25 protein-coding genes are annotated in these 24,252 nt (G+C 59.3%); 9 read left to right on the forward strand and 16 right to left on the reverse strand.

Features of this window, described 5'->3' with window-relative positions; genetic code table 11:
• Positions 1-5: 5 nt before the first annotated feature.
• Entirely contained in the window at positions 6-383 is a 378-nt protein-coding gene (locus WA845_RS03430) for a hypothetical protein (protein ID WP_112556156.1), read from the reverse strand.
• A 266-nt stretch (positions 384-649) separates the two neighbouring features.
• Between WA845_RS03430 and argB the strand changes: the two genes are divergently transcribed.
• Positions 650-1,534: an acetylglutamate kinase gene (argB, locus tag WA845_RS03435; protein WP_004439672.1), complete on the forward strand. Its 885-nt coding sequence runs from the start codon at positions 650-652 to the stop codon at positions 1,532-1,534.
• 47 nt (positions 1,535-1,581) lie between these two features.
• On the opposite strand, the gene WA845_RS03440 is transcribed toward argB, so the two are convergent.
• Positions 1,582-2,499 (reverse strand): DMT family transporter, encoded by a 918-nt coding sequence (locus tag WA845_RS03440; RefSeq protein ID WP_037089382.1) that lies wholly within the window; start codon positions 2,497-2,499, stop codon positions 1,582-1,584.
• A 106-nt stretch (positions 2,500-2,605) separates the two neighbouring features.
• On the opposite strand from WA845_RS03440, the gene WA845_RS03445 reads away from it, so the two are divergent.
• A complete protein-coding gene (locus WA845_RS03445; protein WP_112555945.1) occupies positions 2,606-3,319 on the forward strand; it encodes a pyrimidine 5'-nucleotidase in 714 nt (237 codons plus the stop codon).
• Between the two features lie 100 nt (positions 3,320-3,419).
• On the forward strand, positions 3,420-4,016 hold the full coding sequence (locus WA845_RS03450) for an EF-hand domain-containing protein (RefSeq protein ID WP_045532928.1): 597 nt from the start codon (positions 3,420-3,422) through the stop codon (positions 4,014-4,016).
• Between the two features lie 41 nt (positions 4,017-4,057).
• Here the strand turns inward: WA845_RS03450 and WA845_RS03455 are convergent, their stop codons facing one another.
• Entirely contained in the window at positions 4,058-4,315 is a 258-nt protein-coding gene (locus WA845_RS03455; protein ID WP_003503706.1) for a DUF1150 family protein, read from the reverse strand.
• 56 nt (positions 4,316-4,371) lie between these two features.
• Positions 4,372-4,797, reverse strand: coding sequence for an Hsp20 family protein (locus WA845_RS03460; protein ID WP_006698921.1), 426 nt, complete (start codon positions 4,795-4,797; stop codon positions 4,372-4,374).
• A gap of 203 nt (positions 4,798-5,000) precedes the next feature.
• Between WA845_RS03460 and WA845_RS03465 the strand changes: the two genes are divergently transcribed.
• Positions 5,001-5,945, forward strand: a complete 945-nt coding sequence (locus tag WA845_RS03465) for a nucleoside hydrolase (protein ID WP_004439655.1) — start codon at positions 5,001-5,003, stop codon at positions 5,943-5,945.
• Between the two features lie 70 nt (positions 5,946-6,015).
• Here WA845_RS03465 and WA845_RS03470 read toward each other — a convergent pair whose 3' ends face one another.
• Both WA845_RS03470 and WA845_RS03475 read right to left on the reverse strand, forming a co-directional pair.
• On the reverse strand, positions 6,016-8,349 hold the full coding sequence (locus tag WA845_RS03470; protein ID WP_022555528.1) for a methyl-accepting chemotaxis protein: 2,334 nt from the start codon (positions 8,347-8,349) through the stop codon (positions 6,016-6,018).
• Positions 8,350-8,515: 166 nt separating this feature from the next.
• Positions 8,516-9,376 carry a TIGR00730 family Rossman fold protein gene (locus WA845_RS03475; protein WP_004439649.1) on the reverse strand — a complete coding sequence of 287 codons (861 nt, stop codon included), beginning with the start codon at positions 9,374-9,376 and terminating at the stop codon, positions 8,516-8,518.
• Between the two features lie 143 nt (positions 9,377-9,519).
• Between WA845_RS03475 and dapD the strand changes: the two genes are divergently transcribed.
• From dapD to WA845_RS03490, 3 genes are read left to right on the forward strand one after another with little or no spacing between them, the layout of a single operon-like run.
• A complete protein-coding gene (gene dapD, locus WA845_RS03480) occupies positions 9,520-10,374 on the forward strand; it encodes a 2,3,4,5-tetrahydropyridine-2,6-dicarboxylate N-succinyltransferase (protein ID WP_006698917.1) in 855 nt (284 codons plus the stop codon).
• A gap of 15 nt (positions 10,375-10,389) precedes the next feature.
• Positions 10,390-11,586: a succinyl-diaminopimelate desuccinylase gene (gene dapE, locus WA845_RS03485; protein WP_077986597.1), complete on the forward strand. Its 1,197-nt coding sequence runs from the start codon at positions 10,390-10,392 to the stop codon at positions 11,584-11,586.
• A complete protein-coding gene (locus tag WA845_RS03490) occupies positions 11,570-12,166 on the forward strand; it encodes a hypothetical protein (RefSeq protein ID WP_004439642.1) in 597 nt (198 codons plus the stop codon). The genes dapE and WA845_RS03490 overlap by 17 nt, the downstream gene beginning before the upstream one ends.
• A 12-nt stretch (positions 12,167-12,178) precedes the next feature.
• On the opposite strand, the gene truA is transcribed toward WA845_RS03490, so the two are convergent.
• The 3 genes from truA to def are packed head-to-tail and all read right to left on the reverse strand — an operon-like array spanning position 12,179 to position 14,472.
• The gene (gene truA / locus WA845_RS03495; protein ID WP_112555947.1) at positions 12,179-12,979 is read right to left on the reverse strand and encodes a tRNA pseudouridine(38-40) synthase TruA; all 801 of its coding nucleotides are present in this window, start codon (positions 12,977-12,979) and stop codon (positions 12,179-12,181) included.
• Positions 12,979-13,914: a methionyl-tRNA formyltransferase gene (gene fmt, locus WA845_RS03500; RefSeq protein WP_112555949.1), complete on the reverse strand. Its 936-nt coding sequence runs from the start codon at positions 13,912-13,914 to the stop codon at positions 12,979-12,981. Before fmt ends, truA begins: the two co-directional genes overlap by 1 nt.
• Before the next feature lie 45 nt (positions 13,915-13,959).
• A complete protein-coding gene (def, locus tag WA845_RS03505) occupies positions 13,960-14,472 on the reverse strand; it encodes a peptide deformylase (RefSeq protein ID WP_004439632.1) in 513 nt (170 codons plus the stop codon).
• A 149-nt stretch (positions 14,473-14,621) separates the two neighbouring features.
• On the opposite strand from def, the gene WA845_RS03510 reads away from it, so the two are divergent.
• Together WA845_RS03510 and WA845_RS03515 are read left to right on the forward strand one after the other, a co-directional pair.
• Complete coding sequence (locus WA845_RS03510) at positions 14,622-15,815, forward strand: DNA recombination protein RmuC (RefSeq protein ID WP_045532944.1); 1,194 nt, start codon at positions 14,622-14,624, stop codon at positions 15,813-15,815.
• A gap of 54 nt (positions 15,816-15,869) precedes the next feature.
• Complete coding sequence (locus tag WA845_RS03515) at positions 15,870-16,769, forward strand: ribokinase (RefSeq protein WP_035206699.1); 900 nt, start codon at positions 15,870-15,872, stop codon at positions 16,767-16,769.
• Between the two features lie 63 nt (positions 16,770-16,832).
• Here the strand turns inward: WA845_RS03515 and trmB are convergent, their stop codons facing one another.
• From trmB to WA845_RS03550, 7 genes are all read right to left on the reverse strand, one after another.
• Positions 16,833-17,531 (reverse strand): tRNA (guanosine(46)-N7)-methyltransferase TrmB, encoded by a 699-nt coding sequence (gene trmB / locus WA845_RS03520; RefSeq protein ID WP_006698911.1) that lies wholly within the window; start codon positions 17,529-17,531, stop codon positions 16,833-16,835.
• Between the two features lie 170 nt (positions 17,532-17,701).
• Entirely contained in the window at positions 17,702-18,964 is a 1,263-nt protein-coding gene (gene metK, locus WA845_RS03525) for a methionine adenosyltransferase (RefSeq protein WP_004439623.1), read from the reverse strand.
• Between the two features lie 191 nt (positions 18,965-19,155).
• On the reverse strand, positions 19,156-19,575 hold the full coding sequence (locus tag WA845_RS03530; protein ID WP_004439621.1) for a helix-turn-helix domain-containing protein: 420 nt from the start codon (positions 19,573-19,575) through the stop codon (positions 19,156-19,158).
• Positions 19,576-19,707: 132 nt separating this feature from the next.
• Positions 19,708-21,297, reverse strand: coding sequence for an apolipoprotein N-acyltransferase (lnt, locus tag WA845_RS03535; RefSeq protein WP_337322194.1), 1,590 nt, complete (start codon positions 21,295-21,297; stop codon positions 19,708-19,710).
• Positions 21,298-21,501: 204 nt separating this feature from the next.
• Positions 21,502-22,641: a hemolysin family protein gene (locus WA845_RS03540; protein ID WP_004439615.1), complete on the reverse strand. Its 1,140-nt coding sequence runs from the start codon at positions 22,639-22,641 to the stop codon at positions 21,502-21,504.
• Positions 22,642-22,656: 15 nt separating this feature from the next.
• Entirely contained in the window at positions 22,657-23,163 is a 507-nt protein-coding gene (ybeY, locus tag WA845_RS03545) for an rRNA maturation RNase YbeY (protein ID WP_006698908.1), read from the reverse strand.
• Positions 23,164-23,173: 10 nt separating this feature from the next.
• Positions 23,174-24,229 carry a PhoH family protein gene (locus tag WA845_RS03550; RefSeq protein ID WP_004439610.1) on the reverse strand — a complete coding sequence of 352 codons (1,056 nt, stop codon included), beginning with the start codon at positions 24,227-24,229 and terminating at the stop codon, positions 23,174-23,176.
• Between the last annotated feature and the right edge of the window lie 23 nt (positions 24,230-24,252).

Below are 24,252 nucleotides of genomic sequence, written 5' to 3' on the forward strand. Positions count from 1 at the left end.
GCCTCTCAGGCGATGGTGAAAAGCAGAACGGCGGTCCAGAGCATCGCCGTCAAAGCCAGAAGGCGCCAGAAGCGCACGGAATGCCAGATCTCCGAGAGCATGGCTGCGAATATGCTGCCACTCCGCAACGGCTGGCTCCTGAATGGCAGACCGGATCGGCGGGGGTCCCGTTCCAGCAACGCAGCGACGGTCGCATTTTCGCGATATTCGGTTTCCGCCAGATTGTCACGCCAGCGCCTGACCATGGCCGCGAACTGCCTGTCGCGTTTTACGCGCTTGGCAAGCTCCGCCATGCTTTCCGGCGGCAGGGCACCCAGCACATATTCGCCCGCGAGCACTTCGTCCCGTAAACCGCTTTGCTTGTCTCGATCGGGTGCCGTCATGTGTTCAATCACTCCTCGGTCGTTCAGGTGCACCATTTCCACGGCGCGAGACATCTTCATCACCCTGAATTAACCCCTCCCCTTCATCAGCAAGGCTGGTCCCATTGGCCCTTTATGTCAATCTCATTACAGGGCCGGAACAGGCAAAAAAAAGAAATTTCACCGCAGCCGACACAATAAGGCCAGGAGGTTATTTCATCCGTCAAAGACTTGCTTTAGAGCGGTGACAGGCTTCAACGGCCGCAACCACAGACCGAGGTTTTTAGATGACGTCTTCCGAAAGCGAAACTCAGGCGCGGCTGCTCGCACAGGCTCTGCCTTTCATGCAGAAATACGAGAACAAGACCATCGTGGTGAAATATGGTGGCCACGCCATGGGCGATTCCACGCTTGGCAAGGCATTCGCGGAAGACATCGCCTTGTTGAAGCAGTCGGGAATCAACCCCATCGTCGTGCATGGCGGCGGCCCGCAGATCGGCGCCATGCTGAGCAAGATGGGCATTGAGTCAAAATTCGAGGGCGGCCTGCGCGTCACCGACGCCAAGACGGTCGAGATCGTTGAAATGGTTCTGGCCGGCTCGATCAACAAGGAAATCGTCGCCCTCATAAACCAGACGGGCGAATGGGCCATCGGCCTGTGCGGCAAGGATGGCAACATGGTCTTCGCCGAGAAGGCGAAAAAGACCGTGATCGACCCCGACAGCAACATCGAGCGCGTGCTCGACCTCGGCTTCGTCGGCGAAGTCGTGGAAGTCGACCGCACACTGCTCGACCTGCTCGCTAAATCGGAAATGATTCCGGTCATCGCACCGGTCGCCCCTGGCCGCGATGGCGCGACATACAACATCAATGCCGATACCTTCGCCGGCGCGATTGCGGGTGCACTTCACGCTTCGCGTCTGCTGTTCCTCACCGACGTTCCCGGCGTTCTCGACAAGAATAAGGAACTCATCAAGGAGCTCACCGTCTCGCAGGCACGCGCCCTCATCAAGGACGGCACGATTTCCGGCGGCATGATCCCGAAGGTCGAGACCTGCATCGACGCCATCAAGGCTGGTGTTCAGGGTGTGGTGATCCTCAATGGCAAGACGCCGCACTCCGTCCTTCTGGAAATCTTTACCGAAGGCGCCGGCACGCTCATCGTGCCCTGATGTGCTTCAGGGTGGCGGACGGCAAACCTGTCCGCCACATCAGGCATTCACCCGAATGCCAGGAGCGACAGCACACCGACCACAATCAGCAGGCAGCCGGACAGTTCAAGCCGGTTGATCTTCTCCTTGAAGAAAAGCACTGTTGAAGCGAAGGCAAACAGCATCTCCACCTGCGCCAGTGCCTTCACCACGGCGGCCTGCTGCAGGGTCATTGCCGTGAACCAGCCGAACGAGGCCGTGGCACCCACGAAACCGACCGCAAGCGACGGTTTCCACACCCTGGCGATGCGCCGCAGTTCTTCCCTTTCCCGCCAGATGATCCACAGGAACATCGATACCGTCTGCATGACGATGACGATGACGAGGGTGAAGCCCGCCTGCATCATCGCATCCGGGGCAGGCAAGCTCGGTGCTAGCGCCAGCGATGCCGACCGATAGGCAACAGACGACAGTCCGAAGAACGCACCCGAGGCGAGGCCGATACCCGCCGTTCGGCTGAAGATCGAGGTGAGGAAGGAAGCGGGCGTTACTTCCGTGCGCGCCACGGAAATCAGCATGACGCCGGCGACCGAAATCGCTATCGCCGCCAATGTACCGCCCGTGACGCTCTCGCCTATGAAAATGAGAGCAAACAGCGCCGCCTGTGCCGGCTCCGTGCGGGAATAGGCCGTGCCGACAGCGAAATTGCGGAAAGAGAACAGGTGCACCAGAAGGAATGTGGCGGCGATCTGCGCCATGGCCCCGACCGTTGCCCACACGGCGAAGGCCATGTTCGGCACCGGCAGCGGACGGCCAAGCCCAAGATGCAGGAATGCAAGATAAGCGAGAGCGAAGGGCATGCCGAACACGAAGCGCACAAACGTTGCACCCGTGGTGCCCATCATGCCCTTGAGGTGTTTTTGCAAAGTCGAGCGCAGGTTCTGCAAAAACGCGCTTGCGAAAGTAATGCCTATCCAGAGTTCCATGCCCTTGGCGGTATCATGCGCGCGAGGCCGCAGCCAAGCCCGAATTTCTGATCAATCGTCCTCTTTTCGATTTTCTTCCGCATTCGAAACAGGCATAAAGCTGCCCATGGACACAAAGCCGAAAAACCTGCCAGACGCCGCCGATTTCGCCCATGTCAGCGAATGGATCTTCGATCTCGACAACACGCTCTATCCGCACCACGTCAATCTGTTTTCCCAGATCGACCGCAACATGACGGCGTATGTGGCGGAGCTTCTGAAGCTCGACCCCGACGAAGCGCGCGCCTTGCAGAAGCGTTATTATCACGACCACGGCACGACGCTGCAGGGCCTGATGATCCATTACGGCATCAGCCCGGACGAGTTTCTGGAACGCGCCCATGCAATCGACTACTCGACGCTGAAACCGCATCCGGAACTGGGTGAGGCCATCAAGGCTTTGCCGGGTCGGAAGTTCATCCTTACCAATGGCAGCGTCAAGCATGCGCAGGCTGCCGCCGGAGCGCTCGGCATTCTCGATCAGTTCGAGGATATTTTCGATATCGTCGCCGCGGGTTATCTGCCGAAACCTGCCAGCGCAACCTACGAGAAGTTTGCAGCACTTGCAAAACTCGATACGAAAAAGGCTGCGATGTTCGAGGATTTGCCGCGCAATCTCGCGGCCCCGAAAGCGCTGGGCATGAAGACCGTGCTACTCGTGCCATCAAATCTTGAGGGCGTCATCATGGAACGATGGGAAATCCCTGATGTGACGGATGAGCATATCGACTACGTTACCGACGATCTGACCGGGTTCCTGACAAAAACCATCGCCCGCTGACTAGCGAACATTACCGAAGCTTCATGCACCTTACGGATGTTTAAGTGGTGGGGCTTGCTGGACGTCACTATCTTTTCTTCAGGGACACCAAAGAAAGGTAATGACGATGACCACACGCAAAATCGCCCTGTCTGCTCTTGGCGCAGCCCTTGTGCTCAGCACGGCCGCAACGGCCAGTTTCGCCGCACCCGGTAAAGGCCATAAGGATCGCATGCCGATCCGCCAGGAGGCTGCCTTCGTTCACCTGCTGAAGGTGGCCGACACGAACAAGGATGGCAAGATTTCCAAGGAGGAATTCACCGCCCGTCAGGATGCCCTGTTCGCTGAGATCGACAAGGACAAGGACGGCTCGATCACGCCAAAGGAAATGCGCGAATATCGTCAGGCAAAGATGGAGGCCTTCCGGGCCGCTCACCCGCGCCCCGAGCGGGAAGAGGCCAAGGCGGATGAAGCGAAAGCGCCTGAGGGCAAGCGTGCCGAGCGTGACCATGGTGGTCGTTTCGGCCATCAGGGCTGGGGCAAGCACGGCGGTAAAGGTGGCGGCTTCGCGCTGATCCGCTGGGCCGATACTGACGAGAACGGCCAGGTCAGCAAGGCCGAATTCGCCGCCGCCGGAGAAAAGATGTTCGAACGACTGGACAAGAACAAGGACGGCGTCATCTCCATCGACGACATGCCGGACCGGCCGTTCCTCTAAGCCAAAAAAGCAGAAAGCCCGCTCAACCGGCGGGCTTTTTCTTAATGCAGGCTGACGGTTTTAAGATCGTCTTCCGCCGCCTTGAAGAAGGTGCTCGAACGATTGTCTGTCAGGAGAATTGGCGTTCCGTCCGCGCCGAACAATGCCCAAAGGTCCAATTGCGGATCGAGATCGGGCGCCTCCGGGAAACAGCGGCTGACGTCTTCCGCTCGGATCTTGCGGATATATCCCACTTCTCCTTCGCCGATATGGGCGAGCTGGGATTGGGTGAGACGCGCATGCGCTTCTTTCAAAAGCATATTTCAGCCTCCTTCTTCACGCCGAGCGATTCATGTCCGATTCCGGCGTTCATGGTCTACTCTGAGACGGAAATATTAATTTTCTTTACCACGTTTGAAATTTCGGGCCGGACCAGATCGATGGAAAGAAGGCCGTTGCGCAGGCGCGCCTCCCTGACCTGCATGCCATCGGCAAGCACGAAGACCCGCTGGAACTGGCGTGCCGCGATGCCTCGATAGAGAAAATCGCGCTTCTCCTGTTCCTGCTGGCGTCCGCGAATGACGAGCTGATTATCAGCCGTCGTCACGTCGAGATCATCCTCGGAGAACCCCGCCACGGCAATGGTGATGCGCAGGCGTTCCGGTACGTCATCGCTGCCGGGCAGGCGCTCAATATTGTAGGGAGGATAGCCGTCATTGGCCTTCGCCATGCGCTCCAGCGTCTTTTCCATAGCATCGAAACCCAGCAAAAGCGGGTGGGTGAATGGCGTCATGCGGCTCATATCTGTTCTGTCCTTGCAACCAAGCGACGTTTAGCGGCCCCGCTTCCGGCAACCTCGCCGGTCAATCGCACCGGCCCCTGCAATATGGGAAGCCGAACCGCGATGCGCAAGTCAAAGTGACCGGTGAGCGGCGGCAGGAATGAGGCTTGACAAGTGAGCACCCGCGGCTCGAAAAAAGCGCTCATCTCAACGGCGGGCAAGACATGGCAGAACGCAGAAAAATCATTATCGACACCGATCCCGGACAGGACGACGCAGCCGCGATCATGCTGGCCTTCGGCAGCCCGGAAGACATCGAAATTCTGGGGTTGTGCGCAGTTGCCGGCAATGTTCCCCTGAAGCTGACAAGCCGTAACATTCGCATCATCTGCGAATTGTGCGGTCGCACCGACATTCCCGTTTACGAGGGCGCCGAAAAGCCGCTGGTGCGCAGGCCCATCACCGCCGAACATGTTCACGGCAGTACAGGTCTCAACGGCCCGGTTCTCGACGAACCGACCATGGAGGCAGAAAAGCAGCACGCGGTCGATTTCATCATCGAGACGGTGATGCGGGAGCCTGAGGGCACCGTTACCCTCTGCACCCTCGGGGCCTTGACCAACGTGGCGCTGGCGCTCCTGAAGGCGCCGGAGATCGCTGATCGCGTCAAAGAACTGGTGATGATGGGCGGCGGCTTCTTCGAGGGCGGCAACATCACGCCCGCGGCGGAATTCAACATCTATGTGGATCCGCAGGCTGCCGACATCGTCTTCCGCTCCGGCATGCCCATCGTCATGATGCCGCTCGATGTCACGCATCAGTTGCTGACGACCAAGGCACGCGTCAATCGCATTCGGGAGATCGGCACGAGGCCGGCGATCGCCATGGCGGAAATGCTGGAATTCTTCGAGCGGTTCGACATCGAGAAGTACGGTTCGGATGGCGGTCCGCTGCATGACCCAAGCGTTATCGCCTATCTCATCAAGCCCGAACTGTTCGAGGGCCGCGAATGCAATGTCGAGATCGAGGTCCATTCCGAACTGACCATGGGCATGACCGTGGTGGACTGGTGGCGCGTGACGGATCGCCCCGCCAATGCCCGCGTGATGCGGAAGGTGGATGCAGATGGTTTCTTCGAGTTGCTGACGGAGCGTTTCGCGCGTCTTTGACGGACGCTGATGCTAAAAAAGGCCGCTGGCGATACCAGCGGCCCTTTATATTTCAAAACGGAAAACCGCATCAGAATTCCGTCCAGTCATCCTGAGCCAGCGCATTTGCGCCGCTGGTTCTCGGACGCGCGCGGGGCGCAGCTGGACGGGCGGACGTCGGGGCGGCAGCAGCGGGAGCGCGCATGGCCGCAGCGGCGGCACGCAATTGCTGGCTGGGCTGACCGCCGGAAACTACGAAACCGGCGACAAGCGATTTGAGCGTTTCGGCCTCGCTGTTGAGCGTCACGCTGGCCGCAGTGGTTTCCTCCACCATCGCCGCATTTTGCTGGGTGACCTGATCCATCTGCGTAACGGCGGAGTTGATTTCCTTCAGGCCCACCGCCTGCTCACTGGCTGAGGCCGAAATCTGCCGTATAAGCTGGTTGATCTGCAGAACTTGATCGGCGATCTTTTTCATCGTGTCGCCGGCCTTGCCGACCAGCTGAACACCCTCGCCCACCTGCGTGGCCGAGGTATTGATCAGACCCTTGATCTCCTTGGCAGCAGTTGCAGAGCGCTGCGCGAGTTCGCGCACTTCCTGTGCGACAACGGCAAAGCCCTTGCCGGCATCACCCGCGCGGGCCGCTTCCACCCCGGCATTCAGCGCCAGAAGATTGGTCTGGAAGGCGATCTCGTCGATGACGCCGATGATGCGGGAGATTTCCGCCGAAGATTGCGCAATGCCCTGCATGGAGTTCACGGCCTGCTGCACGACCTCGCCAGACTTGCCGGCGTCTTCACAGGCATGGCTGACGGCACCGGCCGCCTCTGCGGCATTTTCGGCGCTGGAATTGACCTGGGCGGTCAGCTCGTTAAGCGCAGCGGCAGTTTCTTCAAGGCTGGCGGCCTGCTGTTCCGTGCGATGCGAGAGATCGCTGGCGGCGCGGGTGATCTCACCGGTGCCATTGCCGATGCTGACGACGGTTGCGTTGACGGTGGAAACCGTTTCCTCGAGGCTGGCAAGCGCCGAGTTGAAGTCGTCGCGCAGCTTTGCATATTCGCCCGGGAACTCGTCCTGAATGCGGTAGGTCAGATTGCCCTGCGACAGGGCATTCAGGCCGGAACCGAGAACGCTGACAATGTGCTGCTGCATGCGGCTGTTTTCATTGCGCTCGAATTCAGAGCGCTGGCGCTCCGTTTCGGCGTGACCACGCTGGGCGTCGGCTTCGGCCTCCATCTCACGGATGCCGGCAAGCTTGGCGCGGAAACCTTCAAGCGCTGTCGCAACCGAACCGGTCTCATCCTGCCGGTCTTGACCGGAGACGGGCACGTCGTAGCGACCGTCGCTCAGCGTCCTGACGTCGGTAACTAGCGATGCAAGCGGGTTGCGAACGAAATAACGGACTGCAAAATAAAGCGCTGCAATGACGGCGGCAAGAATGACGATCGCACCGATGATCATCAGATAGGTCTGCTCCTGAACCGGAGCGTTCAAGGCCTGATGGGGAATATCAACAAGGACGACCCAGGTTGCGTTGAGCCCTGGAACGGCGAAGGGATAAACGAGACGGTTATACGGCGCGTCGGTATCAAGGCCGAGGTCTTCGATGAGGCCCTGCTTACCCGAAGCGATCGCGGTCTGGACAGTGGCTGCGCCCTCTCCGTCATAGGCTTTCATGTTCTGCTCGGGCGTCGGCGGCACCAGCCACTGGCCACCCTGGGAGACGAGCGTCACACGGCCGGTCTCGAAAGGATGCAGAGCCTGCAGCTTCTGGGTGAGAGACGCGAGCGAAATATCGACACCCGCCACGCCGATCATCTTGCCATCCGACATGACGGGATAGGCAAGCGAGGTCATGGTGGTCGGCACTTCCGTGCCTTCGGCGAGATAAGGTTGGGTAATCGCTCCCTTGCCGGTCTTGGCGGCCAGCGCATACCACTCCGCTGCGTAATCGTTCTTAAAGGTCGAGAACTGGATATCGCCCTTCTGGGTCTTGGACCAGTAAGGTGCGAAGGCGCCGGTCGCGTTGGTGCCGAGATCGAGCCTGTTGGCGATCTCTGTCGTCTGACCATCGAAAAGACCGAGCTGTTCGCAGAACCAGCTGCCGAATGCAAAAGTATTCTGCTCCACATTGGCCTTGAGGATGTTGACGATGCCAGGGCGATCCATCGACTTCGCCTGATGCGCCCGACCGATGACGCCAGCCATCGAGCGGGCAGCGCTGCCGAGTTCACCGACATCGGCGGCGATGACGTTGGCGATGGCGCGGGCTTCCGTATTGGCCTGATCCATGGTCAACGCGTGCACGCGCTCACTGGTCTGGGAGATGAGGAAAGAATTGGATGCAACGAGAACCGTGGTGATGGCACAGCCGGTTACGAGGATCAGCTTGGTCGCAAGCGACTTCACTTTGAGATTGAACATTTAGGCCCCAATGGAAATCGTCAACCCGAAGGAGCTGACGTCAACGGATGACAATCTCCGTCATGGAGGCCCGTCCGCATGGGACAGTGCGCTGCAGCGCGACAGGGCGAAGTTAGAATATGATTGCTAATTAAGCCCTAATATTACTTCGCCGCGCCGTGCATCTTCAGTGTTCGTAGTAGTCGGAGATGATCTTCCAGGCATCGTCCGCCGTTTCGGCAAAGTGCAGGAGATTCATATCCTCGGGAGCGATGGTGCCGAAATCCGCCAGGAACTCGAAATTGACGACGGATCGCCAGAACTTTTCTCCAAAAAGAATGAGAGGGATCGGGGCCATGCGCTTGGTCTGGATCAGCGTCAAGGCTTCAAAAAGCTCATCGAGCGTGCCAAAACCGCCGGGGAAAACCACCACGGCCTTTGCCCGCATCAGGAAGTGCATTTTCCGGATCGCGAAGTAGTGGAAATTGAAGCTCAGTTCCGGCGTTACATAAGGGTTGGGCGCCTGCTCGTGCGGCAGGACGATATTGAGGCCGATGGAAGGACCGCCGGCATCCATGGCACCCCGGTTACCCGCCTCCATGACGCCGGGACCTCCGCCGGTGACCACCACATATTCCAGGTGACCGGATTTCGCGCCGTAGTCGGTGCAAAGGCGGGCGAATTTGCGCGCTTCGTCGTAATAAACCGAGGACTGCTCGAGATTGCGCTTCTGCGTTTCATTGCGCGCCGCCCAGGCCTCTCCTCCCGGTTCGGGAATGCGGGCGCCGCCAAACATGACGACGGTGGAATTGATCCCGCGTTCGGTGAGCGCCATTTCCGTCTTCAGAAGTTCCAGCTGCAGCCTGACGGGTCGCAATTCCTCGCGGCAGAGAAAGTCCGTATCCACATAGGCCAGCCGGTAGGACGGGGAGTCCGACTGCGGCGTCTTGACAACGACCTCGGCCTGCTGCTTGTCCACAGCGCTGCGCTTCAAGGGGTCCCATACCCCGTCCTTGCGCCGCAATTTGCCGTTTTTCAGTCGTGTCATTTCCATGCCTTTCGTCTGCGGCGCCAAATCACCCAAATCGCATTGACGCCTTTCCAACACTCCCTTAGATCAAATGGCCAAAGCCTTCCAGCGGCACGGAACCCGCCGTGACCACGAACACACGCGACTTTAAGGAATTTTCCATGAGCCTCACGGATCTCTCTTCCCTCGAAACGATCATCGAAACCGCCTTCGACAACCGCGACAGCGTGAATGTATCGACGAAGGGCGAGGTTCGCGACGCCGTGGACACATCTCTTCAACTTCTCGACAGCGGCGAGGCACGCGTTGCTGAAAAGCAGGCGGATGGAAACTGGAAGGTGAACCAGTGGCTGAAAAAGGCCGTGCTTCTCTCCTTCCGTCTCAATGACATGGAAATCGTGACCGGTGGTCCGGGCGAAGCCACCTGGTGGGACAAGGTTCCGTCGAAGTTTGAAAACTGGGGTGAAAACCAGTTCCGCGCCGCCGGTTTCCGCGCCGTGCCGAACGCCGTCGTGCGCCGCTCGGCTTACGTGGCCAAGAACGTCGTTCTGATGCCCTCCTTCGTCAATCTCGGCGCCTATGTCGACGAAGGCACGATGGTCGATACATGGGCGACCGTCGGCTCCTGCGCGCAGATCGGCAAGAACGTGCATCTCTCCGGCGGCGTCGGCATCGGCGGCGTTCTGGAGCCGCTGCAGGCAGGGCCCACCATCATCGAAGACAATTGCTTCATCGGTGCGCGTTCGGAAGTCGTGGAAGGCTGCATCGTGCGCGAGGGTGCTGTTCTCGGCATGGGCGTCTTCATCGGCAAATCGACCAAGATCGTTGATCGCGCCACCGGCGAGATCACCTACGGCGAAGTCCCGCCCTATTCCGTCGTCGTTGCCGGCACCATGCCGGGCAAACCGTTCCCGAATGGCGAGCCGGGCCCCAGCCTCTATTGCGCCGTGATCGTCAAGCGCGTCGATGAAAAGACCCGCTCCAAGACCGGCATCAACGAGCTTCTGCGCGACTGATATAAAGCTGATACCATGACCACGACCGATCCCGTTGCCAATCTCGCCGCCCTCATCCGTTGCCCTTCGGTGACGCCTGCGGAAGGCGGCGCGCTTACTCTGCTCGACAACCTGCTTTCGCCGCTCGGTTTCGTGGGGGAAAAAATGGTGGCGAGCGAGGCGGGAACACCCGATGTAGAGAACCTCTATGCCCGTCTCGGCAACGAGGGGCCACATCTGATGTTTGCGGGCCATACGGATGTGGTTCCCGTTGGGGATGAGGCCGCGTGGAGTCACCCGCCTTTTGCCGCAGAGATTGCCGGTGGCGAAATGTTCGGTCGCGGTGCGGTGGACATGAAGGGCGGTATTGCCTGTTTTGTTGCCGCCATTGCCCGCCATATTGAAAAACACGGCAAGCCGCAGGGCTCCGTCTCTTTCCTTATCACCGGTGACGAGGAAGGCCCATCAATCAACGGCACTTCCAAGCTGCTGGAATGGGCTGCTGCAAAGGGCGAGACGTGGGACGCCTGTGTCGTCGGGGAACCGACCAATCCCGACCAGCTGGGCGACATGATCAAGATCGGCCGCCGTGGATCGCTCTCCGGTCGCATCACGGTCCATGGCGTGCAAGGCCACGCCGCCTATCCGCATCTCGCCGACAACCCAATTCGCGGTCTGCTGCAGTTGACGCATGCGCTGATGCATCCGGCCTTCGATCACGGCACAGATGATTTCCAGCCATCGAATCTGGAAGTGACGACCGTCGATACCGGCAATGCCGCCACCAATGTGATCCCGGCGCGGGCGACAGCCGCCTTCAACATCCGTTTCAACGACACCTGGACCGCGGAGAGCCTTCGGGCGGAAATCATCCGCCGCCTGGATGCCGCTGCGGCAGACGGCGAGCTTCGCCCCGACCGCACACCGGTAAAGTACGAGATCGTCTGGGCGGACCGACCGGCCCATGTCTTTTTGACCCGGAACAATGCCCTCATTTCGTCGCTGTCAGGCGCGGTGGAGGCCGTGACCGGCAAGGAGCCGAAGCTTTCAACCACCGGCGGCACGTCGGATGCGCGCTTCATCAAGGACTATTGCCCTGTCGTGGAGTTCGGCCTTGTCGGGCAGACCATGCACATGGTCGATGAGCGGGTAGCCATTGCCGATCTTGAGACGCTGACGCGCATTTACGAAACCTTTATCGAGCGCTGGTTCGCCCATGCCGACGGCAAGTGAAGTCAGGCTCTATCTGACGGGCCTGTGGCTGTTGCTGCTCGGCGACCATAATGGCGCACGTTACTTGGACCTGACCGAACGCGGCATGTGGCGGTCCTTCTATTCCGTCCTTTGGTGCCTGCCCGCCATGCTGGTTTCCTGGCTGTGGCTGCGGGCAGCGTTTCTCGCCAGCTATCCGCCGGGAACAGGAACGGGGTTCATCTTCTTCTTTCGCCTGGCGATGGTGGAGGCCATTTGCTGGATCGTGCCGCTGCTTTTGATCGGCATGTTGCTCTTTGCCTTTGGCGCACGTGAAAAATTCACGCCTCTCGTTACCACCATGAACTGGCTGTCGCTGCCCTTCTCATACGCCTACGCCGTTCTGATCCTGATTGCGTTCTTCCTGCCACCGTTGCAGGGGCTGATCGCGATTTTGTGGCTGGCGCTGCTTCTGTCGCTGGTCTTTGCCTTTTCACGGATCGTGCGGTTTTTTATCCGCGACCAGTCGCTGCTCGTCTCCGCCATCGTCATGACGCTACTGGTGCCCGGCATGCTTCTGTCGGAAGCGTTGCAGCGCTTTCTCGGTGTCTATCCGGCCTGAGAGAATTAGACGTCAATCCGTATCCTGCATCACCTCGGCTTCGGGGTGGCGGCGCGGCGGAATGACGTCGGGATAATCGACCTGCATGAAATAAAGACCGTCCGGCGGTGCGACCGGGCCACAGGCTTTTCGATCGCGTGCCTCCAGTGCGGCACGCACGTCCTCTGGCGTCATCGTGCCCTCGCCTGCCAGTTTCAGCGTGCCGGCGAAAGAGCGAATCTGGTTATGAAGGAAGCTCTGCGCCGTCGCGCGTATCTCGATGAGATCGCCATTGCGCGTCACATCCAGCCGGTCGAGCGTGCGCACGGGACTGTTCGCCTGGCAGTGCACGGAGCGGAAGGTGGTGAAATCATGCCGGCCGACGAGCATCTGGGCGGCTTCATGCATGCACTCGTGATCGAGGTCCTTCGACACCCACCACGCCCGCTTGTGCTCCAGCGCCAGCCGGGCTTTGCGGCAGATGATGCGGTAGAGATAGTGCCGACGAAGGGCGGAAAAACGGGCGTCGAAATCCTCAGTCACGGAAGCGGCATCGAGCACGGCCACCGCTTCACCCGCCATGGCGAGATGCGCATTGAGGGCATTGCGAAGCTTGTAGGGCTCCCAGTCTCGCGAGAGATCGACATGGACAACCTGCCCAACGGCATGCACGCCGGAATCGGTGCGGCCAGCGCCGCGAATGGAAACGCTCTCGCCGGTCAGCGACCGAACCGCAGCCTCCAGCGCACCCTGAACCGAGGGGCCGTTTTCCTGTCTCTGCCAGCCATAATAGGGCGTACCGTCATATTCGACGGTCATGCGGAAGCGTGGCATCAGCCGAGCCTCGTAGTGGCCGGAACCGGGGTACCGCGCACGAAATCGGCCGCCGACATCGGCTTGCCGCCCGCCTTCTGCAAACGGGTGAGCCGTACGGCGCCGCTGCCGCAGGCAATGGTGAGAACATCATCCAGTGCGCTGCCTGCCTCGCCCATTCCGCTGGCGAGCTCGGACGCCAGTACCTTGACGCGCTCGGGCTTGCCGCCGATCTCCATCTCCAGCCATGCGCCGGGAAATGGCGAAAGGCCGCGAATATGATTGTGCACATCCTGCGCCGGCCTTGAAAAATCGATACGGGTCTCGCTCTTGTCGATTTTTGCCGCGTATAGAACGCCCTCTTCCGCTTGCGGGACGAGGGGCAGGTCATCTGCTTCCAGCTTGTCCATCGCCTGACGCATCAACCGAGCGCCTGTCAGCATCAGGCTGTCATGCAGCTCGCCGGCCGTCATGTTCTCGCCGATCGTGACCTTTGCCGTAAGTGCAACAGGGCCGGTATCCAGACCCTTTTCCATTTTCATGACCATCATGCCGGTTTCGGTGTCACCCGCCATGATCGCCCGCTGGATGGGAGCCGCGCCGCGCCAGCGCGGCAGCAGCGAAGCGTGACCATTGTAACAGCCAAGCCGCGTGCCGGAGAGGACCGCTTCAGGCAGCAGCAGCCCGTAAGCCACGACGACCGCGACATCGGCATTGAAATCCCGAAACTGCTGGCGATCTTCCTCCGCCTTGAAATTCGAGGGTGTCAGTACCGGTAAGCCCAGCAGTTCCGCAGCCTGATGCACCGGCGATTTCTGCAGATCAAGGCCGCGACGGCCGCCTGGACGCGGTGGCTGGGTATAGACGGCAGCAATCTCGTGGCCCGCTTCCACCAGTGCACGCAACGTCGGAACGGAAAAATCCGGCGTGCCCATGAATATGATGCGAAGAGCCATGATTGCCCCCTGCCCTGTCTTCCGCTCCGTCAGCTGTGCGACGGATCAGACTTTTGCGCGGGCTGCTTTCGTAAATTTCTTGATGACCATGTCCCGCTTCAACCGCGAGATATGGTCGATGAACAGAACACCATTCAGGTGATCGATCTCATGCTGCAGGCAGGTTGCCAGCAGACCATCCGCCTCGACCGTCTGCTGCTTGCCGTCACGACCGACATATTGCACCGTGAGCGACGCAGGGCGCTCCACCTCGGCATAATAATCGGGAATCGAGAGACAGCCTTCCTCATAGGTGGAAATATCATCCGAAACCTTGAGGATTTCCGGATTGATGAAGACGATCGGGGTCTTTTCTTCGCCTTCACGCGCAACATCGATCACCAGCAACCGGCGCGGCACACCTATCTGGATGGCGGCAAGGCCGATGCCGGGGGCATCATACATCGTTTCCAGCATGTCGTCCGCCAAACGCAGCACCTCGGCATCCACCTTTTCGATGGGCTTCGATTGCTGGCGCAGCACGGGATCGGGCAAAATGATAAGCGGTTTGATGGTCATGGCTTCCCATAACGTATCTCTCGCGCGGAGGAAATAAAAAACACGACGATGAAAACGGCTCGCGGCATCCGTTCTGCCGGACTCATTTCCGCCGCAGGAATGTTCTTGTTTTGATCTTCCGAATCGATCGAAATCTGCTAGATTTAGTCATGAACACAGACTTCTCCGTTCTCCTTCAACCCGCGCTGCGGGCCGGCTCAGTCGATATCAGCTTCGGCGCGCTTCTCGCTGCCGCGATTTTCGGCCTTGTCGTTACATGGCTTGTGACGGCAAACCGGTCGAAGAAAGCTGGGGCCGATGGCGAGATCTCCGACCTGCTCAAAACCCAGTCTGAACTGCATGGCCGGATCGCGGCCATGGCGGAAACGCTTGGCACGCGTCAGACGGAGATGAGCCAGACGCTGAATCAGCGTCTTGATGGCATGTCGCAGCGGCTGGGCGAAACGCTGACGGAGCAGACCCGGTCTACCCATGAAAATCTGAGCCGCCTTCAGGAGCGCCTGGCGGTCATCGATGCCGCACAGGGCAATATTCAGGATCTGGCCAAGGACGTGGTCGGGCTTCAGGCGATACTTTCCAACAAGCAGACACGCGGAGCCTTCGGACAGGCGCGCATGGAGACGCTGATCGCCGACGCCCTGCCGCCGGGTTCCTTCCAGCTGCAGCCGACACTTTCCAACGGTTACCGGCCGGACTGCACCATCAAGATGCCGAACAATGCGCCGCCGCTCGTCATCGATGCCAAGTTTCCGCTGGAAGCCTGGAACGCCATCAAGGCGGACGAGACGCCGGAAACCAAACGTGCCGCCGTGCAGCAGTTCCGCCGCGATATGGAGGTGCATATTCGCGATGTCGCCGAGAAATACCTCATTCGTGGCGAGACACAGGATACAGCCTTCATCTTCGTGCCGTCGGAATCGATTTTCGCCGATATCCACCAGCATTTCGAATATCTGGTGCAGCGCGCCCATCGCGCCCGGGTGGTCATCGTTTCGCCATCGCTGCTGATGCTCTCTGTGCAGGTCATCCAGTCCGTGCTCAAAGACCAGCGCATGCGCGAACAGGCGCATCTCATTCAGGGTGAAGTGGCGCTGCTCATGGACGATGTGCGGCGGCTGGACGATCGGACGCGGAAGCTACAGGCCCATTTCGGGCTGGCGCAGAAGGACGTCGACATGATGCTTATCTCCTCCGACAAGGTACTGGCGCGCGGACAGAAAATCGAGGGGCTCGATTTCTCACCAACGGAAAAAGACGCGCCGCACGGAGAAATCGAGCAGGCCCGGCGCTTTGCCGAAAACCGAGCCGGTGCGGCCAAATTGCGGGTGGTTGACGACGAGTGATCGTCTCGGGCAAAGTCGCCGCCTTGCTTAAATTTCATACGGACCCAGCGCCCCATGATTACTGTTTTCGGCTCCATCAACATGGACCTCGTCGCCACCGCCAAACGTCTGCCCAAGCCCGGTGAAACCGTAACGGGAGAGACATTCTCCACGGCCGCCGGCGGCAAGGGCGCCAATCAGGCGCTGGCCGCACGGCGTGCGGGCGCCACGGTCAAGATGGCGGGCGCTGCGGGTGATGACACCTTTGCCGCACCAGCGCTGACCTTGCTACGCGACGCGGGAACCGATCTGTCATTGGTCAAAACCGCGCCCGGCCCGACTGGAACGGCGGTTATCCTGATCGGCGAAGGCGGAGAGAACATGATCTCGGTCATTCCCGCTGCGAATGGTGAGGTCTCGGCATCCGACGCGGCAAAGACCATATCCGAAATGGCTGCAAGCGATATTCTCATGCTGCAGTTCGAGATACCGGCACCCGCCATCGAAGCTGCACTGACGGCCGCAAAGGCGAAACGCGTCACCACCGTCATCAACACAGCACCGCTGACCGCGGACGGACCGCGTCTCGCCGGCCTTGCCGATATCGTCATCGCCAATGAAACCGAGTTCGAGCTGCTGATCGGCAAGAATGGCCTCTCCAGCGACGAGCGGGAAAACGAACTCAAGGCCCTTCACGAGAGGACCGGCCAGACTTTGATCGTCACGCTTGGTGCGGATGGCGTGATCGCCATTCGTAATGGCAAGCTCTACAGGGCTTCCGGCCTGAAGATCGAGCCGGTCGATACGGTTGGTGCGGGCGATACCTTCTGCGGATATCTCGCCGCGAGCCTCGATCAGGGAATGGATTTCGAAAGGGCTCTGAAGCGCGCCGCGGTTGCGGGCTCGCTCGCCTGCACGCGTGCCGGCGCGCAGCCTTCCATTCCGCAGGCAGCGGAAGTTGACGCGGCCCTTTAAGGGGTCTTGCCGTTAGCGCATTTTCCAGACGTGAAACCGCTGCGCACTTTTACTGGAAATGCTTTAGCGACGGATGAAGGTGAGATAGGCCGAGCTGCGGCCTTCTCTTTTCGCCTTGTTCTCGTAACGCGTGCCCGGCCAGTTGGCATAGGGCGTGCGCCAGTCATCAGCGCTTGTCGCCGTCCATTCAAAGCCGCCATGCCGGGCGCAATGCTGCAGCGTCCAGTTGACGTAAGTGTCGATGTCAGACGCAAAGCAGAACCTGCCGCCGGGTTTCAACACACGATGGAAACGGGCGAGATTGACGTCTGACACGAAACGCCGCTTCCAGTGCTTCTTTTTCGGCCATGGATCGGGATAAAGCAGATCGATGTGATCGATCGATCCCTCAGGCAGCCAGTCGAGCAACTGTGTCGCATCATCGTCGTAAAGGCGGATATTCATCAGTTCACGTTCGCGAACCGTGGCGAGCAGCTTGGCCATGGAATTGACGAAGGGTTCGACACCGATGAAACCCGTCTCGGGATTTTCGACCGCGCGGTGGGCGAGATGTTCGCCACCGCCGAAACCGATCTCAAGACGGATCGATCGCACATCTGCCGGAAAGAGCGCGGCGAGATTTTGCGGGGGCACGCTTTCCAGATCGATTTTCAGCAAAGGCAGCAGATTTTCGATCGTATCGACCTGCTGATTGCGCAGGGGCTTGCCCTTGCGCCTGCCAAAAAACGCTTCCGTCGCGCGCGAACGCCGTTCTTCCGTCATCTCATACTCTCAAGACCAAATAGACTTAACCCGCACAGCACCCCGTGAGGCACTGTGCGGGTTACAAAACTCGGTGACGGTATCTCTCAATCGCCGCCAAATAACAAGCGCGATATCTAGTTGACGCATTTTCCGGACGTAAAACCGCTACGCACTTTTACTGGAAATGCTTAAGCGCTCAAAGCTTCCTTGAGCGGCTTCACCAGATCGAGCTTCTCCCAGGAGAAGGAGCCGTCACGGCCAGCCTTGCGGCCGAAATGGCCATAGGAAGACGTCTTGGCGTAGATCGGCTTGTTGAGATCGAGATGACGGCGAATGCCCGATGGCGAAAGGTCCATGACCTTGCGGATCGCAGCCTCGACCTGATCTTCGCTGACCTTGCCCGTGCCATGCAGATCGACATAGATCGACAGCGGCTGGGCAATGCCGATTGCATAGGAAATCTGAATGGTGCAGCGCTCGGCGAGGCCGGCAGCCACGACGTTCTTGGCGAGGTAGCGGGCGGCATAGGCGGCGGAACGGTCGACCTTGGTCGTGTCCTTGCCCGAGAATGCGCCACCACCGTGCGGGGCAGCACCGCCATAGGTGTCAACGATGATCTTGCGGCCGGTCAGGCCGGCATCACCATCGGGACCGCCGATGACGAACTTGCCGGTCGGGTTGATATACCACTGGCAATCGTCGGCGATCTTCAGGTCGCCAAGCGCTTCGCGGATATAGGGTTCGACAACGGCACGAACCTTCTTCGAATCCCAGCTTGCATCGAGATGCTGCGTGGACAGCACGATGGAGACGGCTTCGGAAGCCTTGCCGTCGACGTAACGAACCGTCACCTGGCTCTTGGCGTCGGGGCCGAGCTTGGCCGCCTCGCCTTCGCCGCTTTTACGGGCGGTGGCCAGCAGCTGCAGGATACGGTGGGAATAATAGATCGGCGCCGGCATGAGGTCAGGCGTTTCCTTGCAGGCGTAACCGAACATGATGCCCTGGTCGCCGGCACCCTCGTCGCCCTGCTTGTCGGAAGCGTTGTCCACACCCTGCGCGATATCAGCCGACTGCGGATGCAGGAGAACGTCGATCTTGGCGGTCTTCCAGTGGAAACCATCCTGCTCGTAGCCAATATCGCGGATAGCCTTGCGGGCGGCGGATTTGAACTTCGAGGGATTGATAACCGGATGGCCGGCTGCGTCCTTGAGGACCTTGCCGTCCTTGTCCTTCTTCAGCAGCGTATCGGGAACCCGAACTTCACCCGCAATCACGACGCGGTTGGTCGTTGCAAGCGTTTCGCAGGCGATGCGCACGGTCCACGGGTCCACGCCCGTCTTGGCCGCTTCACGGTAAATGAGATCCACGATTTCATCGGAAATACGATCACAAACCTTGTCCGGATGACCCTCGGCCACGGACTCGCTGGTGAACAGATAATTGGCACGCATGCGGGATTCCCCTCAAAGAACGGTCTCCGAGTTTGTTAGTCATTTCGGCCGCGAAAAACAAGGACACAACCACATAAATATATCTTTATGTGAGAATTCCTTTCTAATCTGGCACAAAAAAACGGTCCCTGCGGACCGTTGAGTGCCCGGCATACCATGCCGGAAATTTTCTGCGCTGCAGGGGCCAGGCCCTACTCGGCATCGCCCTCGGCGGCGAGCGCCTTGACGAGATCGACCAGACGGCGACGGACCTTCGGGTCGGCGATCTTCACGAAGGCGCGGTTCAACTGCAAACCTTCAGCCGAAGACAGGAAGTCGACGACGTAATTGGAGCTTGAGGCTTCCGCCATGCCGGATGTGCCGCCAGCCTGATCGCCGGGTGCATCTTCGAAAAAAAAGGAAACCGGTACATTGAGGATCGCCGATATATTCTGCAGGCGGCTGGCGCCAACACGGTTCGTGCCCTTTTCGTACTTCTGAATTTGCTGAAAGGTAATTCCGAGACTTTCACCCAGTTTTTCCTGGCTCATGCCGAGCATGGTTCTGCGAAGACGAATTCGGCTTCCGACATGAATGTCGATGGGGTTAGGCTTTTTCTTATTTTCGGTCATCATGCGGTCCTGACACTCGGATGGGTTGATATATCGCTTCATTACTATTCGAAGAAATGAGCCGGTATTTCGACAGCAGCTAAACTTGTTTTACGACTGACGTATTCACTATGCAATTGCAGGAGTTCCCGGTCAATTATGGCGCCGGGCAAAACTCCAGGCAGGAAATACCGCAGCGATCATCATCACGGAAAAAATCAACCAGAAATACGTCCGATGTGTGTCGTAAGTAAATGCGTCGTTTGACCCACCACTCAAAGTGGCGTCAACAATGCCCACCCGACCGTAATCCAATCCGGCAATAATGCGGCCATAAGGGTCTATAACCGCCGAGATACCCGTATTGGCACCGCGAATCACCGGCACACCCGTCTCAACCGCCCGCACCCTGGCCTGAAGAAAGTGCTGATACGGCCCAGGCGTATCACCAAACCAGCCGTCATTCGTCACGTTGAGGATCGCCGCCGAGCCAGCGAGAGCCGGAGTCATCTCACCGGGAAAAATGATCTCGTAACAGATCAGCGGATAAAAGGTCTTTCCGGATGGAAGCGTCAGGGGCGTGCGCGAAGAGGCTGCTGAAAAGCCCCCGGGCAGGGCGATGACATTATCAATGCCAAACTCCCGCAGGATACCCTCGAAGGGAACATATTCTCCAAAGGGGGTCAGATGGACCTTGTCCGTCGCGCCGATGATTTCTCCCTGACTGTCGATGGCGTAGACCGAGTTATAATAACGCGGCGGCCTGCCAGCACCCGCATCTTCCATCCTGACGGCTCCGGTGAAGAGCACCTGCCCGTCTTGCAGCGTCTTTGCGATCTCGGCCAGCGCGTCAGGATTTTGCGTCAGGATGAACGGCACCGAGGTTTCGGGCCAGACAATGATGTCGGGGCGCTTTTTGCCTTCGCCAGGAGGCAGGGCTGTCAGCCGCAGATGCTCGTCGAAAATCTCGGCGCGGTCATCATTAAGCATCTTGCGAGACTGATCGATGGACGGTTGGACGATTCTGACCGTCACCGCATCTGCCGGTGTCTCCGCGGGTGTCTGGAGGCGGTAGAAGCCATAACCCACATGGCTGGCCAACAGCAGCGCCGCCAGGGAAAGGCCGGGCCACATGCCTTTTCTCGTGGCGATGAGCGCGGGGGAGGCGAAGATGAAAACGGCAAGCGTGGTCACACCAAAAAGACCGATCAGATGCGCCGACTGCATCATGACCGGGATCGGCATGATGCCGTAACCTATGGCGTTCCACGGAAAGCCCGTCGCCAGGAAACTGCGCAGCCATTCCGTAAATCCGAATGCGGCGGCAAGGGCGGCGATCCGGCCTAGACCGTTCGACCACACAAGATTGGCCGCAGCAACCGCGAAACCGTAAAACAGCGCCAGAAAGGCCGGAAGCCCAAGGATGGCAAGCGGCAGCGCCCAGGCAAATTCATCCGCTTCAAGCAGAAGCGCGTTGCCCAGCCACCACAGGCCAGCCACGAAATAACCGAGACCGAAACACCAGCCTATACCAAAAGCGGGAAGGATGCGGCTGAAGAGGCCGCCGCCCGGCTTGCCGGTGCAGCCATCCACCAGCCAGACCAACAGGGTGAAAGACAGGAAAAGCGCTGCGAAGAAACCGAATGGAGGCAGGGCGAGCGCTCCGACCGCGCCTGCAGCAATCGCCATCACTGCGCGGCTCATGCCGCCGGCCAGCATCACCCTGCCTGCAAGACGCTCCATGCCATCTCCGTATCATGCGCATCCGGAAACCCGCTCCAGGCAAGCCATTCCGCGAAATTTCCCTTTGTTTCGACGTAAAGGAAAAAAGATTCGCCGTCCACATCAGGCAGGGCAGATGGAGCGGGATCTCATGCCCGGGTAGTCGAACCCGCAGAACCCGGAAGATCAAACGGCGGGATCGACGGGGGCTACCCGTCTATCCTTTCAGTCCACGTTCTGCTGATGGGCGATCAACCGCGTCTCCGGCGGCGGCAATGCAATCACCTCACCGGCATCGCCGGGGGCGCGGTCGTCTTCCCCTTCGGAGCCGTGATCGCGTACGATACGGACACCCTTGATACGCCTCGTATCCGCATCGAGGATCTGAAACTCGAAACCGGGCACGGCGCGAACGACCTCGCCCTTGGCGGGAATACGGCCCAGCGCGAAGAAGATGAGTCCACCGAGCGTATCGATTTCTTCCAGATGTTCGCGCACGTCGAATTCCGGACCGATAGCCTCGGCAAGTTCGGTGAGTTCCGCGCGGGCATCCGCCACGAGCACATCGGCAGAAAGACGCGAGAACATCGCCTCGTCCTTGTCGTGCTCGTCGTCGATGTCCCCAACCACCATCTCGACGATGTCTTCATGGCTGACAAGACCGTCGGTACCGCCATATTCATCGATCACCACGGCGAGCTGGGTTCTCTGGGCCTGCATGGTCTTCAGAAGATCGGAGGCCAACATGGACGGCGGCGCGAAAAGAATCTTGCGCACCAGCCCGGCATCGGCAACCGTCTTTTCCAGATCGACCCGCGCCAGATCGAAATTCGGCCGCGGCGACCGCGGCGCCTTCACTTCACCGTAAGCGACGCCACGCGATCCCACCCGGCGCTTGTTGCGAGCCTGTTTGGCAACATAAGCAAGCAGATCGCGGATATGGATCATCCCCTTGGGGTCGTCCAGCGTCTCTTCATAAACCGGCATACGGGAACGTCCGGTTTCCTCAAACAGGATCAGCGCGTCACCGATCGTCATATTCTGATCGAGACCGTCAATATCCACCCGCGGGATCATGATATCTTCGACCCTGATCTCACGGAAACGGAGGATGTTGTGTAGCATCGCCCGTTCTTCGGGCGTAAAGGCGGCGCCTATTTCAGTGTCGTCCATCAGCGCATCGGTCAGATCCTCGCGCAGGCGCTCACCCTGAGACGGTTTCAGCAACCGCGCGATGCGCGACCAGATGGTCGATCTCGGTTTGGCATTGTAGTCCTGACGTAAGTGACTACTGCCCTCCTCCGAAGAGGACTGCTCGCCGTTTTCTCTGCCCTCATTGGCAGGTCGTGCAGAATGTTCGTTCATGGCTCCAGACAATATTTAAAGCGGTTCTTGACCCGCATAGGGATCAGATAGGCCAAGCACCGCCAAAATGCGAGTCTCAAGCGACTCCATTTCTTCCGCTTCTTCCTCGTCCATGTGGTCATAACCAAACAAATGCAGGAACCCATGAACGAGAAGATGGGTCAGATGATCCTCGAAACTCTTCTCAAGTTCAAGGGCCTCTCGCTCTACCGTTTCTCTCGCGACGACGATATCGCCCAGCATAGGGCCGGGCATTCCGCCCGGTTCCAGCGGAAAAGCAGGGAAAGACAAGACGTTGGTCGCCTTGTCCTTGTCACGCCACTCGGCGTTGATTTCCCGGATATTTTCATCGTCGGTGAAGACCAGCGAGAGCTCGACCGGCATTTTCGGGAAGGGTTGATCCTCTTCCCGCTTCAGAAAATCGACCGCCGCATCCAGCGTCTTTGACGCAAAGGCAGACAGGTCCTCTTCCGAGGACCAGCCTTCGGCCTCGACGCTGATTTGAATATCCAAAGCTGTCATTGTCTTTTCGTCAGTCGCCCTTCAGCAGGCTCTCATCCGGCACAGCCGTATGGGATTCATAGGCCCGAACAATGCGCGCCACCATCGGGTGACGGACAACGTCCACATCCTTGAACCGCACAACGGACACGCCTTCCACATCCGTGAGGATCTGCAGGGCTTCCACGAGGCCGGACTTCACGCCGCGCGGCAAGTCCACCTGGCTCGGGTCGCCGGTCACAATCATGCGACCGTTTTCGCCGAGGCGCGTCAGGAACATTTTCATCTGCATCGTCGTCGTATTCTGGGCTTCGTCCAGAATGACGGCGGCATTGGCAAGCGTGCGGCCGCGCATGAAAGCCAGAGGTGCAATTTCGATGACGCCTGCCTGAATGGCGCGCTCCACCTTGTCACCGGGCATCATGTCATACAGCGCGTCATAAAGCGGGCGGAGATAGGGATCGACCTTTTCCTTCATGTCACCAGGCAGGAAGCCCAGACGCTCACCCGCTTCAACGGCGGGACGCGAAAGGATGATGCGATCGACCGCGCCACGCTCCAGAAGCTGCGCGGCATGCGCCACGGCCAGATAGGTCTTGCCCGTGCCGGCGGGGCCAACACCGAATACGAGTTCGGATTGTTCCAAGGCGCGCATATAGACGTCCTGCGTGGGCGTCCGCGCCGAAATGGTTTTCTTGCGCGTTGAAATCTGCGCCATGGAAATCTTCGCCTTGCGCTCCATGGTCGGCAGCGTCAGCTGGTCGTCCGCTGCGACGGCCATGCGGATCGCCCCCTCGACGTCAGAAAGCTCGACGGCGCCACCCTTCAGCAAACGCTCGTAAAGGAAATCAAGCGCGCGGCGGGCCTGATTGGTGGAGACCACATCGCCGGTGATGGCGACTGAATTTCCACGCGGACGAGCGTCGATATTGAGGCGCTGCTCCAGAAGCTTCAGGTTCTGATCGAACTGACCGAATAGCTCTCCTGCTATCCTGTTATTCTCGAACGTGAGGACGAAGTGATTGGCGTCGGTCGCGGCTTGGCGTGGCTGGCGCGATGAATTTGATACCAATTCGTGTGCGTTCAAGCGGTCAGGCTCCTGTCCCAATC

Origin of the sequence: Agrobacterium sp. CMT1, from assembly GCF_037203725.1 — a bacterium.
Taxonomy (GTDB): Bacteria; Pseudomonadota; Alphaproteobacteria; order Rhizobiales; family Rhizobiaceae; genus Agrobacterium; species Agrobacterium pusense.

Excerpts from the sequence above, each read along its gene's own strand:
- WA845_RS03515 (WP_035206699.1), top strand. The coding sequence starts at position 15,870 with ATGATTACTGTTTTCGGCTCCATCAACATGGACCTCGTCGCCACCGCC.
- WA845_RS03450 (WP_045532928.1), top strand. The coding sequence starts at position 3,420 with ATGACGATGACCACACGCAAAATCGCCCTGTCTGCTCTTGGCGCAGCC.
- WA845_RS03490 (WP_004439642.1), top strand. The coding sequence starts at position 11,570 with ATGCCGACGGCAAGTGAAGTCAGGCTCTATCTGACGGGCCTGTGGCTG.
- def (WP_004439632.1), bottom strand. The coding sequence starts at position 14,472 with ATGACCATCAAACCGCTTATCATTTTGCCCGATCCCGTGCTGCGCCAG.
- WA845_RS03455 (WP_003503706.1), bottom strand. The coding sequence starts at position 4,315 with ATGCTTTTGAAAGAAGCGCATGCGCGTCTCACCCAATCCCAGCTCGCC.
- WA845_RS03530 (WP_004439621.1), bottom strand. The coding sequence starts at position 19,575 with ATGACCGAAAATAAGAAAAAGCCTAACCCCATCGACATTCATGTCGGA.
- argB (WP_004439672.1), top strand. The coding sequence starts at position 650 with ATGACGTCTTCCGAAAGCGAAACTCAGGCGCGGCTGCTCGCACAGGCT.
- WA845_RS03440 (WP_037089382.1), bottom strand. The coding sequence starts at position 2,499 with ATGGAACTCTGGATAGGCATTACTTTCGCAAGCGCGTTTTTGCAGAAC.
- WA845_RS03510 (WP_045532944.1), top strand. The coding sequence starts at position 14,622 with ATGAACACAGACTTCTCCGTTCTCCTTCAACCCGCGCTGCGGGCCGGC.
- WA845_RS03540 (WP_004439615.1), bottom strand. The coding sequence starts at position 22,641 with ATGAACGAACATTCTGCACGACCTGCCAATGAGGGCAGAGAAAACGGC.
- metK (WP_004439623.1), bottom strand. The coding sequence starts at position 18,964 with ATGCGTGCCAATTATCTGTTCACCAGCGAGTCCGTGGCCGAGGGTCAT.
- WA845_RS03465 (WP_004439655.1), top strand. The coding sequence starts at position 5,001 with ATGGCAGAACGCAGAAAAATCATTATCGACACCGATCCCGGACAGGAC.
- ybeY (WP_006698908.1), bottom strand. The coding sequence starts at position 23,163 with ATGACAGCTTTGGATATTCAAATCAGCGTCGAGGCCGAAGGCTGGTCC.
- WA845_RS03445 (WP_112555945.1), top strand. The coding sequence starts at position 2,606 with ATGGACACAAAGCCGAAAAACCTGCCAGACGCCGCCGATTTCGCCCAT.
- WA845_RS03430 (WP_112556156.1), bottom strand. The coding sequence starts at position 383 with ATGACGGCACCCGATCGAGACAAGCAAAGCGGTTTACGGGACGAAGTG.
- trmB (WP_006698911.1), bottom strand. The coding sequence starts at position 17,531 with ATGACGGAAGAACGGCGTTCGCGCGCGACGGAAGCGTTTTTTGGCAGG.
- lnt (WP_337322194.1), bottom strand. The coding sequence starts at position 21,297 with ATGGAGCGTCTTGCAGGCAGGGTGATGCTGGCCGGCGGCATGAGCCGC.
- truA (WP_112555947.1), bottom strand. The coding sequence starts at position 12,979 with ATGCCACGCTTCCGCATGACCGTCGAATATGACGGTACGCCCTATTAT.
- WA845_RS03470 (WP_022555528.1), bottom strand. The coding sequence starts at position 8,349 with ATGTTCAATCTCAAAGTGAAGTCGCTTGCGACCAAGCTGATCCTCGTA.
- WA845_RS03460 (WP_006698921.1), bottom strand. The coding sequence starts at position 4,797 with ATGAGCCGCATGACGCCATTCACCCACCCGCTTTTGCTGGGTTTCGAT.
- WA845_RS03475 (WP_004439649.1), bottom strand. The coding sequence starts at position 9,376 with ATGACACGACTGAAAAACGGCAAATTGCGGCGCAAGGACGGGGTATGG.
- fmt (WP_112555949.1), bottom strand. The coding sequence starts at position 13,914 with ATGGCTCTTCGCATCATATTCATGGGCACGCCGGATTTTTCCGTTCCG.
- dapE (WP_077986597.1), top strand. The coding sequence starts at position 10,390 with ATGACCACGACCGATCCCGTTGCCAATCTCGCCGCCCTCATCCGTTGC.
- dapD (WP_006698917.1), top strand. The coding sequence starts at position 9,520 with ATGAGCCTCACGGATCTCTCTTCCCTCGAAACGATCATCGAAACCGCC.